Origin of the sequence: Aromatoleum evansii, assembly GCF_012910805.1 — a bacterium.
Lineage (GTDB): Bacteria > Pseudomonadota > Gammaproteobacteria > Burkholderiales > Rhodocyclaceae > Aromatoleum > Aromatoleum evansii.
Genome location: NZ_WTVK01000030.1, coordinates 1 through 13,032, shown reverse-complemented (window position 1 = coordinate 13,032; position 13,032 = coordinate 1). Strand labels below are relative to the sequence as shown.

The 13,032-nt window shown below is 61.4% G+C and carries 13 protein-coding genes; 6 read left to right on the top strand and 7 right to left on the bottom strand.

The window, feature by feature from the left end; genetic code table 11:
• The first annotated feature begins 56 nt into the window (after positions 1-56).
• Positions 57-2,210: a PAS domain S-box protein gene (locus GO615_RS15870; protein WP_169129774.1), complete on the top strand. Its 2,154-nt coding sequence runs from the start codon at positions 57-59 to the stop codon at positions 2,208-2,210.
• On the top strand, positions 2,198-3,571 hold the full coding sequence (locus GO615_RS15865) for a sigma-54-dependent transcriptional regulator (protein WP_246262321.1): 1,374 nt from the start codon (positions 2,198-2,200) through the stop codon (positions 3,569-3,571). Before GO615_RS15870 ends, GO615_RS15865 begins: the two co-directional genes overlap by 13 nt.
• Before the next feature lie 16 nt (positions 3,572-3,587).
• Here GO615_RS15865 and GO615_RS15860 read toward each other — a convergent pair whose 3' ends face one another.
• Positions 3,588-4,016 (bottom strand): MarR family winged helix-turn-helix transcriptional regulator, encoded by a 429-nt coding sequence (locus tag GO615_RS15860; protein WP_339380057.1) that lies wholly within the window; start codon positions 4,014-4,016, stop codon positions 3,588-3,590.
• Positions 4,017-4,314: 298 nt separating this feature from the next.
• On the opposite strand from GO615_RS15860, the gene istA reads away from it, so the two are divergent.
• Both istA and istB read left to right on the top strand, forming a co-directional pair.
• Positions 4,315-5,730 (top strand): IS21 family transposase, encoded by a 1,416-nt coding sequence (istA, locus tag GO615_RS15855; RefSeq protein ID WP_246262320.1) that lies wholly within the window; start codon positions 4,315-4,317, stop codon positions 5,728-5,730.
• Positions 5,727-6,563: an IS21-like element helper ATPase IstB gene (gene istB / locus GO615_RS15850; protein WP_281358721.1), complete on the top strand. Its 837-nt coding sequence runs from the start codon at positions 5,727-5,729 to the stop codon at positions 6,561-6,563. Before istA ends, istB begins: the two co-directional genes overlap by 4 nt.
• A 124-nt stretch (positions 6,564-6,687) precedes the next feature.
• Here istB and GO615_RS15845 read toward each other — a convergent pair whose 3' ends face one another.
• The 6 genes from GO615_RS15845 to GO615_RS15820 form a co-directional block, all read right to left on the bottom strand.
• Positions 6,688-7,194: a GNAT family N-acetyltransferase gene (locus GO615_RS15845; RefSeq protein WP_169129772.1), complete on the bottom strand. Its 507-nt coding sequence runs from the start codon at positions 7,192-7,194 to the stop codon at positions 6,688-6,690.
• A 154-nt stretch (positions 7,195-7,348) separates the two neighbouring features.
• Complete coding sequence (locus tag GO615_RS15840) at positions 7,349-7,879, bottom strand: hypothetical protein (RefSeq protein WP_169129770.1); 531 nt, start codon at positions 7,877-7,879, stop codon at positions 7,349-7,351.
• A gap of 450 nt (positions 7,880-8,329) precedes the next feature.
• Positions 8,330-9,172, bottom strand: a complete 843-nt coding sequence (locus GO615_RS15835; protein ID WP_169129768.1) for a GIY-YIG nuclease family protein — start codon at positions 9,170-9,172, stop codon at positions 8,330-8,332.
• A 71-nt stretch (positions 9,173-9,243) separates the two neighbouring features.
• Complete coding sequence (locus tag GO615_RS15830) at positions 9,244-10,272, bottom strand: DUF4062 domain-containing protein (RefSeq protein WP_169129766.1); 1,029 nt, start codon at positions 10,270-10,272, stop codon at positions 9,244-9,246.
• Between the two features lie 131 nt (positions 10,273-10,403).
• Positions 10,404-10,715 carry a hypothetical protein gene (locus tag GO615_RS15825; RefSeq protein ID WP_169129764.1) on the bottom strand — a complete coding sequence of 104 codons (312 nt, stop codon included), beginning with the start codon at positions 10,713-10,715 and terminating at the stop codon, positions 10,404-10,406.
• Between the two features lie 34 nt (positions 10,716-10,749).
• Positions 10,750-11,268, bottom strand: a complete 519-nt coding sequence (locus tag GO615_RS15820) for a metal-dependent hydrolase (RefSeq protein WP_169129762.1) — start codon at positions 11,266-11,268, stop codon at positions 10,750-10,752.
• 124 nt (positions 11,269-11,392) lie between these two features.
• On the opposite strand from GO615_RS15820, the gene GO615_RS15815 reads away from it, so the two are divergent.
• Positions 11,393-12,403 (top strand): integron integrase, encoded by a 1,011-nt coding sequence (locus GO615_RS15815; protein ID WP_169129760.1) that lies wholly within the window; start codon positions 11,393-11,395, stop codon positions 12,401-12,403.
• Positions 12,404-12,688: 285 nt separating this feature from the next.
• Positions 12,689-12,988, top strand: a complete 300-nt coding sequence (locus GO615_RS15810; protein ID WP_169129758.1) for a c-type cytochrome — start codon at positions 12,689-12,691, stop codon at positions 12,986-12,988.
• The last annotated feature ends 44 nt before the right edge of the window (positions 12,989-13,032 follow it).

The window sequence follows — 13,032 nt, the reverse complement described above, 5'->3', positions numbered from 1 at the left end:
TTGCCGCCTCGATAACCGGGCTATGATCCGACCTGAGTCGTGAGAACCGGGACAAGATGCGCGCCGATCAGCTGGATTTCTACTCCCTGGTGGAGTTCTCGCCCGACAGCGGGGCGATACAGTTCAGTGGTCGGCGCGCGATCCTGCTGCACACCGACGCGATGGGGGCGCTGCGCAAGGAGCTGGTCGAGACGCTCGGCGCCGACATCGCGAAAGTCATCCTGACCCGCTACGGCTTCAGCTGCGGCTTCGAGGACGCCGGCCTGCTGCCCGGCTTCATGCACCCCGACACGCTGGAGGAGTTCGTCCGCGGCGGGCCGCGCGTGCATATGTTCTCGGGCATCGCGGAGGTCGAGACGCATAGCGTCGAGGTCGACCGCGAGCGCGGGCATTACCGCATGAGCGGCAACTGGCGCCGCTCCTACGAGGCCGAACAGCACCTGCGGCTCTTCGGGCGCTCCGACGAGGCGGTGTGCTGGACGCTGGCCGGCTACGCGTCGGGCTTCGCGTCCTACGTGTTCCAGACCGACATGATCTGCGTCGAGCACGAATGCGAAGGGCGCGGCGACGAGCACTGCTCGTGGACGCTGATGAACGCCGCCGACTGCGCGCCGGAATTCGAAGGCCTGCGCAAGTATTTCCAGCCCCTCAACATCAAAGACCGCATCAACGTCCTCGAAGGCAAGGTGTACGAGCGCACGCGCGAGCTGGAAGCGTCGGAACAGCGCTACCGCAACCTCATCGAGGACCTGCCCGAGATGGTGTTCGCGCTGCACGTCTCGGGCCGCATGCTGCAGCTCAACAAGGCCGGGCGGACGCGGCTGGGCATCACGCCGGAGCAGCTGCCCAACATGCGCCTGCGCGACCTCGTCCTGCCCGAATACCACGTGGCGGCGTCCAACTTCCTCAAGAGCATCGCCAACGCGCGCGCGGCTACGCGGCTCGACGTCGTCATGCGCGACGCCGCCGGGCTGCCGGTGCCGATGCGCCTGCAGGTCGAGCCGGTGTTCAAGGACGACAAGATCGTCGGCTACAGCGGGCTCGCCATCGACATCACCGCGCAGCAGGAGCGCGAGCGCAAGCTCACCGAGTACGCCGCGCGCCTCGAGAACCGCGAGCAGCAGATCCAGGACATCATCAACGACGCGGTGTATGTCCTCGATCTCGACGGGCGCTTCAGCTTCGTCAACGCACGCATGGCCGAGCTGCTGGGCGTGCCTGCGGATCGCGCGATCGGCCGCAGTTGCGCGGAGCTGATGCTGCACTCCTCGGCATTGCGCGTCGAGCGCGACTTCCGGCGGCGTCTGTCGGGGGAGGGCGGGCCGCCGTTCGAGATCATGCTCGCACCGGGCGGCGCCCCGAACCGTCTGCTGGAAGTCAGCTCGGCCGTGCTGTCGACGGACGAGCGCCCCGAAGGCGTGATCGGCGTCGCCCGCGACATCACCGCCCGGCGCGAGATGGAACGCCAGCTCGCGCAGGCCAACCGGCTCAGCGCGCTCGGGCAGTTCGCGTCCGGCATCGCACACGAGATCAACAACCCGCTCGGCCTCGTCTCCGGCTTCGCCGAGGAACTGCAGGCGCTGATGGAGTCCATCCCCGGGGCGCAGTCGAACCCGGACTTCGACGTCCTGCGCCAGGGGCTCACCACCATCCAGGAACAGGCGCAGCGCTGCAAGGCCATCACCGACAACCTGCTGCTGTTCTCGCGCAAGCAGGCCGTGCCGCTGGAAATCGTCGATGTCTCGATGCTCGTGCGCGAGCGCCTGGAGTCATATCGAGAACTCGGCCTGACCCGCGGTCTCGACGTCGAACTGTGCAGTGAAGGGCAGCTACCGCCAGTCGCGACCAACCCCACGCTGCTCGACCAGGTGCTGCGCAACCTCGTGAAGAACGCCCGCGACGCGATGGACGGGCGGGGCCGGGTTCTTGTCGTGCTGCGTCCGGCGAGCGCCGCGGTCGAACTCGACGTCCTCGACGAAGGCCCCGGTCTGCCCTCCGGCGTCATCGACCACGTCTTCGATCCCTTCTTCACCACCAAGGCGCCCGGGCGCGGCACGGGGCTGGGCCTATCGATCTGCTACGGAATCATGTCCGAACTTGGCGGGCGCATCGAATGCGGCAACCGTCCCGAAGGCGGCGCATGGTTCCGCATCCATCTGCCCGCCGACGAGGCGGGCGCCGACGGGGGCGCCGAGGCATGCATGCAATGAAAGGCCATGTACTGATCGTCGATGACGAATCCCTGTACCGGCAACTGCTCACAAGTCGCCTCGGGCGAGCCGGCTACCGCCTGAGCGAGGCCGCCGACGGCGAAGCCGCGCTCGAATGCGCGCAGCACGGCGGCGTCGATCTCGCGCTCGTCGACATCAAGATGCCCGGCATCGACGGCATCGAAGTCCTCAAGCGCCTGAAACAGCTCGATCCACAGGTCGAAGTCGTGATCCTCACCGGCCACGGCAACGTCGACAGCGCGATCGCGGCGATGAAGCTCGGCGCCTTCGACTACCTCTCCAAACCGTACAAGCTCACCGAACTCGACATCGTCGTCGAGCGCGCACTGGAAAAGCGCATGCTCGCGCGCCGCTGCGCGGCCCTCAGCGCCGAAGTCGCGCACCTGCGCGGCGCCGACGATACCGCCGTGATCGGCGAGAGCGAAGTGTGGCGGCGCACCCTGGAACTCGTGCGCCGCGCCGCACCGCTCGACATGCCGGTGCTCATCACCGGCGAGAGCGGCGCGGGCAAGGAGATCGTCGCCGGCCTGCTGCACCGCTGGAGCCCGCGGGCGCAGAAATCCTACGTCCCCCTCAACTGCGGCCTGCTCGACGACGACCTGGTCGAAAGCGAACTCTTCGGCCACAAGCGCGGCGCGTTCTCCGGCGCAAGCGCCGACAAGGAAGGGCTTTTCGACGTCGCGAGCGCCGGCACGCTCTTTCTCGACGAAATCGGCGAACTCCCCGCCGCCTGTCAAGCCAAGCTCCTGCGCGTGCTCGACTCCGGCGAATTCCGCCAGCTCGGCGCCACCGCGCTGCGCCGCACCGATGCGCGCGTCGTCGCCGCCACCCACCGCGACCTGGACGCGCTCGTCGCCGAAGGCAAGTTCCGTCACGACCTGCTGTACCGCCTCAACGTCGTACACATCCCCGTGCCGCCGCTGCGCGAGCGCGTCGAAGACATCCCCCTGCTGGTCGACCACCTCATCCGCCGCAGCGCACGCGGCGCCGCGCCACCCCGGCTCTCGCCCGGTGCGCTTGCGCGCCTGTGTGCCTACAGCTGGCCAGGCAACGTGCGCGAACTGCGTAACGCCATCGAGCGACTCGTCGCCTTCAGCGACGGCCCGATCATCGACGACGACAGCGTCTGCACGATCCTGCGCCTGCCGCTCGAAAATCGCGCGCCGGAGCCGTCGCCCGCGCCCACCTTCGGGGAAATCCTGCCGCTCGAACACATCGAACGCGACTACGTCACCTGGGTGCTCGAGCAGCTCGGAGGCAACGTGAGCGCCGCGGCACAGGCGCTCGGCGTGTCGCGCTCCACCGTCTATCGCGTGATGCGCTCGGCGGCAGTCGAATAGAAAAAGGGGAGGGCGCTCACTCCGCCGCGAGGTTGCGGCAGATCCGCTCGAGCAGCGCAATCGTCTGCGCCCGCTCCGCCTCGGTCATGCCGGCGAGCGCCTTTTCCCGCACGACGACCCCGGTCTGCGCGATGATCTCCAACTGCGGCCGCGCCGCCGCGGTCAGGTACAGCTGGTGCGCCCGCCGGTCCGCCGGATCCGCTCGCCGCTCGACCAGCCCCTCGCTCGCGAGTTGGTCGATCATCCGCACCAAGGTCATCGGCTGAATCTCCAGCCGCTCCGCGAGCGCCACCTGCCGGATTCCTTCGTTGCGCTCCAGGTGGATCAACACGCGCGCTCGCGCGAGCGTCAGCGGGCTGTCCTGAAGCGTGGCGACAAAAGCGTGCCGCATCAGGCGGGCGGCGTCGGCAAGCAGGAGGGTGAAACTGGTTTCGCTGAGGGGCACGGCGTCGTTGTCGAGATAATAAGCTCGGCTGATTATAAAACCGTGTAAAGGGCGCGTGAAGGGCGATCGACATGCATGGTCGGCGGCGCGGCGTGACGCGGTACGTTACGGACAAGCGTGCGACCCGCTTCGCACCAAGAACAATCCGATTTCGGTCATCCGGCTGACCGGATCGTCACGATCCACGCTATTCCCGCATCCCGCCTTGCGCCCGAAACCCATGGTGTCAGCGGTAATCCAATAATCCCCACCTGCGGTAATCGAATTTTCCCCACCCATCGACCTAAAGGAGAGCGAGATGGAAAGGGAGGCAGTGGTGTCCGATGGGGATGCGGTGCAGGGCCCGCGGGCCCTGCACCGCATCGGCGTTACCGTGTCCGGGTTGAAACCGGGCACGGAGGGCGACGTGATCGGACGCGAACAATGGAACGCGATTCATGCGCGGCGAACGGAGGGGGTGAGCGTGTCGGCCATCGCCCGCGAGTTCGACCTGGATCGAAAGACGGTGCGGGGCTGTCTGCGACAGCATGCCTGGCGCCCGTACCGGCGCGAGAAGAGCGCGGAGACGGTGCTTGACGCCCATCGTGCGTGGCTCCTCGAGCGGGCGCCGCAGGTGCGGTATTCGGCGCGCATTCTGTACCAGGAGTTGTGCGCGCAGCGCGGCTTCGCCGGCAGCTACGAGACCGTCAAGCTCGCCGTGCGGCCCTTGCGGGCGCAGGCCAGCCTCGCCGCGCTGACGCAGTGCCGCTTTGAAACGGCGCCCGGCGAGCAGGCGCAGGTCGACTGGGGCCAGATCACCGTGCAGCTGGGTGGGCAGCGATCCAAGGTGCACGTCCTAGTCATGACCCTAGGCTACAGCCGGCGAGCCTATGCCGAGGGCTTCGTGCACGAGCGCATGGGCGATCTGCTCGCCGCGCACGAACACGCTTTCGCCCATTTCGGCGGGCGCTGCGAGTGCCTGCTCTACGACCGCATGCGCACGGTCGTGCTCGGCACCGAGAGCGACGCCGATGGCGAGCGGCGTCCCCGCCTGAATGCGACCTTTGCCGCCTTCGCCGACTACTGGGGCTTTGTGCCGCGCCTGTGCCGGCCATATCGCGCCCAGACCAAGGGCAAGGTCGAGTCCGGGGTGAAGTACGTCAAGCGCAACTTCGTCCCCGGCCGGACCTTCGCCGACCTGGACGATTTCAACCGGCAGCTGGCGTTGTGGCAGGCCGACATCGCCGACCTGCGGATCCATGGCACGACGCACCAGCGGCCGATCGACCGATTCGCCGACGAGGCGCCGGCCCTGGTACCGACTGCCGGGCAGGCGAGCTTCCTGCAGGCGATGGTCCGTTCGCGCGTGGTGGCCGACGACTGGCTGGTCTCGATCGACGGCAACCGCTACTCGGTGCCCTTCGGCCTCATCGGCCAGACGGTCGAAGTCGTCCGCGTCGGAGGCAGCTGGCTGATCCGCCACCGCGGGCGGCTGGTTGCCGAACATCCGGTGCTCGCCGGGCGGGCTCAGCTGTCGGTCTGCCCGCAGCACGGCCCGGGCGCCGCGATGCGCAACGCGCGCCAGCGCCATGCAGGCCGCCCGGCCGCAAGCGGAGGCGACAACGGCTTGTGGGCCGTGCCCGACGACCTCGCGGTCGAGGTACGCGACCTGGCGCTCTACGACAGTCTGTTCCAGACGGGGGCGTGCCCCGACGGACAACAGGAGGTGGCATGATGGCCAAGACGACTTCCACCGCGATTGGCGCGGCGGTGGCCACACCGGCGCAGCTCGAACGCCTCGGCGAGCATCTGCACAAGCTGCGGCTGCAGAAGAGCGCCGAACGCCTGGAGGCACTGTTGCAACAGGCTGCCGCCCAGGATCTGCCTTACGCCGATTTCCTCGAACAAGTGCTGGGCGAGGAAGTGGCCGCCAAGACCGCGAAGAACATCTCGATGCGCACCGCGATGGCGCGCTTCCCCTTCGTGAAGCCCTTGGAGACCTTCGATTTCGCCTATCAGCCGTCGATCGACAAGCGGCAGGTGCTGACCCTGGCAGGCTGCCAGTACATCGAGCATGGCGACAACGTCATCGTGCTGGGCCCGCCCGGCGTCGGCAAGACGCATCTCGCCGTTTCGCTCGGGATCAAGGCCATCGAGGCCGGCTACCGCGTGCTCTTCACGTCGGCCGCGCAGCTGATCGCGACCCTCACCAAGGCCCTCGGCGAAGGCCGCCTGGACGAGAAGCTCAAGTTCTACACGACCCCGCGTCTGCTGATCATCGACGAAATCGGCTATTTGCCGATCGACCGGGTCGGCGCGAACCTCTTCTTCCAGCTCATCAGCCGCCGCTATGAGCGCGGTCCAATGATTCTCACCAGCAACCAGAGCTTCGGCGCCTGGGGCGAGGTGTTCGGCGACCGCGTGATCGCCACCGCGATCCTCGATCGCCTGCTGCATCACGCCGTGACGCTCAACATCCGGGGCAACTCGTATCGCCTGAAGGAGAAACTCAAGTCCGGCCTCGTCCGGTCATTCGACGACCAATCTCAACCGGGTGGGGAAATTTGAATTACCACTCTGGGGAAAATTCGGTTGCCCTTGACACATGGAGCAATCCGGTTTGCCCCGCTCGTCCTTATCAAGGCCGGAGTCGAAGTCGATCGTTCGCGCGAGCGAGGCCATAGACGCAGTGTTAGCCCTCGGCCTGGAATGCAGGATGAAACTGAACATTGCCGCGAGCTGACGAAGCACCGAGCGCGAGCGACAGGCAAAACTCCTGGGGCACGCCATCAACGGTCAGGGCAGGATTGCTCTCAAATCCAAAATGCCGATAGAACGCAGGGTCGCCTACGAGCACGCACCCACTTGCACCGATCCTCCGGAGTTCGGCAAGGCCCGCTTCCATCAGCGCCCGCCCGATGCCTCGGCGCTGGTACTCCGGTTCCACCGAAATGGGGCCGAGCCCGTACCAGCCAACGGCGCCATCACTCACGCTTACTGGAGAGAGCGCGACATGCCCGAGGATGCGACCACCGTCTTCGGCAACGAGCGAGACGGCAAGTGCATCAGCGGCCCGCAGGGCACGGATGATGAACTGCTCCGTTTGATGGCTGTACGGATGAGAGAGAAAGGCTCGCCGAGTGAGCTGTTCAATTGAAGTCTCGTCGGCAGGTGTTTCAGAGCGGATAGTCAGAGTCATAGGAAAAGAGCGCTACCGTACCTTGGGCCAAGAATGGGCTGCATGTCGAGTCATTTGTGTTATTCCATTTGCTCAATAATTCAGTCCGCCCTGCGGCCTCCCGGATTACGGTTCCAGAGCCACCTTATGACGCGCAGGAAATAGTAGTCTGCCCTTATTTTTGTCTTTGCGTCCGGTCCTTCCCGTCAGTCACGAGGGGGATGCGGGCAAGCTTCGACAATGCGTGAAAGTTCTCAGGATCTCCACGCATGGTGACAAGATGCGAACCTGCGGGTCCACGTAGATGGAGATCAAAGTAACTGATGTTCTTAAAGGCGTTCGCACGGGTGTATTCGCGAATATCGAAAAAATATGGCGTACCGACTCTCGTTCTCAACGAAATCCCGAGAACTTCTCGCGTCACCGTTCCGTCGCTGCGGATCGACAAAGTGGCTGGCAAATATACGAGGGCGAACATCGTGATCAGTAGTGCCAGAAAAAGAGAAAATCCGAAAAATATCAGCAATGCCTTCTCCACACCTGGAATCGCGCCGAATCCTCCCGTCTTTCTCGTCATCAAATTCCATACGAACTCAAAGAGGTAGGCAAAAAATGCGACTGAAAGTGGTGTGAATGCAAGGCATAAAGCCCGCTCAGTGTGGCGGATCTCGCCGCCATTGAAATTGCGATTCCATTTCAGACTCATGATGGTGAGGTAGCCGTGACTGCTATGTGCTGCGTTGAATAGTCCGGTGCATTGTAGGGTTAGGCGAATTATCGAACGTCATGGCTTTTCCCGCATTTCAGACACCGCGCAAGCTTCTCGTTCTTTCGTCCGATCATGTGGTAGAGGCCAAAAACAAGAAAGCCCGCGATCAACACAATAAATCTGGTTGCAGGCCCGCTTGATTCAAAAAAAATGAAGCCGATGAATAACAATAATGGCACGCCGGCCAGCGCCGCTCCAACCATGTCGGTAATGCAGTACCTATGCTTTACGGAGCTATGTAAGACGCCTCCGCAATTGGGGCACTTTTGATCAGCGACAGGTGGGATTTTAGTCATGCAGCTTGCCTAAAGTTAAGGTGACCTGCAACCGCGCGAGGCGGATCGTTCGGAGAGCGCCCCGCTTACGGTTGTCAGGTTGACCGGAGTGTTATACAGATTCGAGCTCCTTCAGCGTCTTGCCGCTCTTGTTTTTCCACGCGGTGAGGCCATTTGCCGTGCCTCCGTGAATTACCGTTGCGGCTGAACTTGGACTCGGAAACTCGGTATCCTGGGTGAACACAAGTACGTCGTTTTCAGGAACCAACACCTTTTCTTCGAGCAACCGCTGGCGCAGATTAACGACCCACGGATACTTGTGTGCCGATGGCCGTTGTTCCAATGACGCATGCGAACCTTTGAACACAATGAAGCCATTTGAGCTAAGACTTCCCGTGGCCTTATGCCCTTTGATTTCGCACACAAGAACTTCTTGCGGGGCTGCGGAGATGGACGACGGGGGAGGAACCAAGAAATCAGCCCCCAGAACAGGCATGAGCTGATGAATTTTTTCCAAGAAAATTTCCATATCTTCGCGGTCTGATTCCGGCAGTTTGGCTCCACTGTTCTGACCGTTCTTCACGATTGCCCGGCCTGCCTGCTTTGCTTGTTCGATCAGCCGACCTTCAAGATACCGAATGTGAGCCTTCGTCAGGTTCTCATCTTTGCTGATGAAGAAGACCACATGGTTCCAGAAGTCTTTTTCAAGGTGACTCTTGAGGCGATCACGTATCGACTCAGCCTCCCCGACATACACTGCATTTTTTCCACTTTCTGGATCGCTGCCGGTCAGGAAATAGACCCCCGAGTTTTGAGCCTCGTCACGCCCAAGCATGCTGTCAAACTCGCTCCGCGGTCCAGCAATAGCCTTTCCTGTCCAGTTCGAAATCTCGGCGGTCCTGAGCCTCTTTGCATCGCCGTGGACGAGGAAGATTTTTATCGTTGCGCTGGGCATAGGATCAATCTGTATAACGTGGAAGTGAGCGGCCTGCGCGGCTTTTCGCGTAGGCCCGGTGGAATGATGGGTTAGCCATTTTCGGATGGCGGTTCAGCCACGGACTTAAGACCTTCCTCAAGCCGAACTCGCCGGAACTCTTTCAGCACCTGCTTACCGAGCTTAGTGAGTGACCAGTAGTTGTCTATATCGCTAACTGAATGCTTCTTCTTCGAGGGCTCAATAAGGTCCAGCGCGGCTAGGTCGGCAATCATGTCGGAGACTATATTTTTCCCAATTGGCCAATTTGTAAAATATCCAGTACCAGCAAGCCCAAGAGCAATATTGTGTGCAACCCCAAGGCTTGTATTCTCTGTTATGAGATTGGGCGCGCTAAAGTGAAAGACGTCGGCAAGAGAGCAGTCATATGACGTTGCCTCGTCCCACTTATTTGTTTTTCGTACTGAAAAGGTGCGCGCATTGTTCGACAGTATTTTTATGGCTGAACGGACCTCGTCTTGATGGCCCTCGCCGGCACGCAGAAGCGAATCTATCTGAGTTCGCAGAGTAGCGTTTTCACTGCTCAGTCTTGTCAATTCCTTTGTGACTTCTGGGCCCGCGACATCACTTGCTCGTACCCAACCTGTCCGAGGATTTCCCGTAATTGCTTTCATGAGCGATATCGAGAACTTTCCATGCAGATCTTCCTTGTTCTTCCAGAATTGAATGAGGCGATTCTTGATCTTCTTCTTAAATTCTGTGAGACGTTTTTGGTTCTTGCTATCTTCTTCGTGTTTGTTCTTCGGCCACGCTGCTGAGTCGTCAATAACGAACCCAAGAACGGGGACTCCTTTGCCGACTGCATAGTCGTATTCCTTCTCGGTAAAACTGAGGCCCTCAGGCGTAACTGAGCCATACCGATGCGCTACGATGATCGCGTAGTAGTCTATTTCGTCGATTTGCCGAGCGATGATCTTCCATTGCTCTTCGTCAGCAGCGCTGAACATTTCCATGCCAACAGGGATATGACCCATTTCGAGTACAGCTTTAATGACCTGCTCGCGCTCGTCTTTCAGGTCTTGGTAGGTCGAGCTAATGAATACTTGGTATTTCTTGCTCATCAGTACTCCAAATGGCTAACGTAGAAGTGAGGGGCAGCCGGAGCGCGAAGCGCGGAGGGGACCAAAAGCGTAGCTTTTGGCTGTCCCCTCGACTGCCGGGTTAGGTGAGGGCTGGTCAGAATATGATTTGCTCACTGCTTGATTTCAATGCTCTCTTCGTATGTTTCCAGCCGTTCAGTCACGCGCTTGTTGTTTTTGTATTTTTTCTTTAACTCTCGTATAGCTTGATCAGAACCCTTGCAGTAACGCTCGGATTGGGCAGCGAGGAATGATCGTCGTTCCTTTTCCTCGTTCGAGGAGCCCTCCGGCCATGGCTCTTGGCGGAAATGCTTGCATATTTCGCGGTTTTCGATGTACTCCGCGACCTCTGTTGGGTAGCTTTCTTGCGCCAATGAAGGCCCCGCGAACATGAGGATGAGTGCCAGAGTAAATTGATACGTCATGATCACTTAACGTTTGAGCTCTGGCTGCGGCCCGTCAGGGCCGTCGAGCCTGCAGCGAGTGGTTAGAGCGCCCTCGGTATATGAGAAGCGCCCAAATACAGATTGCTAGCTCGACTGCAAACGACCAGTGCAGGATAAAGCTCAGCCACCATGGTTTGAACCTTGCAGGCACCGTGAACATGGCGTACGGCTGGTCAATAAATGGCGCAAACCACCATATGTCTCCTACAAAGGAGTCGAGGACTATGTGCAACACACCGCCCACGCAAAAAACCAGCAACAGGATGGCGGCCTTCGACTGTCTGGCGTACCCGAACCACAATGCAGAGGCCGTGGCCAACGTTATCCAAATGATTGGCCAATGCGACAGGTACTTGTGATGGTGGGTCTGTCTATTGTCGATAAGGTGGAAATACAACATGTCGAAGTCTGGCGCCAATGCACCAACGATTCCGGCTGCAACTATTGCCTTTGAAGAAACCGCAACGCAGGCGATCCGCCCTATGATCGAAGTTGCCAGAATGTAACCGGAAGGAGCGTGGGCGATGATCATTCGGCGCTCTAACGTATGGTCGACACAAAGTGTCGGCGTAAGAGTGTTATTGGACATGGCGGATAAACCGGCCACGGCTGGCAAGTCATTGGTCTAGCAGGTATGATGTGTATATCCATACAGCATGCTGTCCGATAACATGGATCAAGACCTTCCTTCTGTCGGTTCGACTGCGCCGCGCTTGCTCGATCTTGTTCGGGATCGGCTGCGGCTCAAGCACTACAGTCTGCGTACCGAGCAGGCGTATGTTGTTTGGATCAAAAGATACATCATTCATCAGGGTCGGCGCCATCCGACGGACATGGGAAAGCGGGAGGTTGAGGCATTCTTGACCTCTCTCGCTGTCGAGCGCGACGTGAGTGCGGCGACGCAGGGGCAGGCTTTGTCGGCGATCCTGTTCCTTTACAGGGAGGTGTTGGAGCAGCCCTTGCCGTGGCTCGATGAGGTGACGCGGGCGAAGCGGCCCGCGCGCTTGCCGTCGGTGATGTCGCGCGAGGAAGTGCAGCGGCTGATTGCGGCGGTGGACGATCCACTGGTGAGCCTGATTGTCGCGCTGCTGTATGGAACCGGGATGCGACTGCTCGAGGGATTGCGGCTGCGGGTGAAGGATGTCGACTTCGGGCGCGGCGAGATCGTGGTGCGCGAGGGGAAGGGCGACAAGGATCGCGTGACGATGTTGCCGGCGAGCCTGGCCGAGCGGTTGCGCGCGCAGCTGTCAGTGGTGCGTGCGCTGCATGCGGCCGAATTGCAGGCGAGCCGTGGGGAGGTGTGGCTGCCGCATGCGTTGGCGACGAAGTATCCAGCCGCCGCGAGGTCCTTGGGTTGGCAGTATGTGTTTCCCGCGGCTGGACTGTCGGTGGATCCGCGTTCGGGGGCGGTGCGGCGGCATCATGTTGATGAGAAGCGTGTGCAGCGGGCTGTGAAGGCGGCTGCGGTGCGGGCGCGGATCGTTAAGCCGGTGAGTCCGCACACCTTGCGGCATTCATTTGCGACTCACGTCCTGGATGCGGGCTACGACATCCGTACCGTGCAGGAGTTGCGCGGGCATGCGGATGTGGCGACGACGATGATCTACACGCACGTGCTCAATCGCGGCGGTCGGGGCGTCGTGAGCCCGCTGGACCGGGTGGGTTAGTTCGGGTCAATGGCGATGTCGCAATTCTAGACAGTGTCTGGATTTGCGAATCGGGCGCGATTGCGGCTGCGGCCGGCGTCACGGTAGCGAGGTGGGGCTGCCCCGTTGCGGAGGTGTCTGTATTTCAGACACGCTCCCCGGCTTTGACGTGCGGCGCGATCGACCGCTCATTAATCCCAAGTGTTTGTAAATAAATAAGAAGAGTGGCTCCGTGCAAAACGGGCATTGCTCTTGCGTTGTCTCGTCCGAACAAGTTGGAAGGCCAACAATCAGGAGGAGACCGAGATGTACGCAAGGAGATTGGCCGTTTGCCTGGGAAGCGTGGCGGCGCTGGTGGCCGCGGGCGGGGCGCAGGCGGCGTGGCGGGACGGTGGCGAGGTGTACGACAAGGTGTGCCGCTATTGCCACGAGGCGAACGTGGGGCCGGTGCTGAAGGGGCGTGCCTTGCCGGTGGAGTACATCCAGCGGGTGGTGCGCATGGGCAACCGCGCGATGCCTGCGTTCCGGCCGAGCGAGATCGACGAGGCGACGCTGGCGGACGTGGCGCGGCGGGTCAGCGGTAGTGCGGCGCTTGCGCAGGAGTGATGCGTCATGGACAGACGGATTTTCCTGAAAGGGGTGTTGGGGGG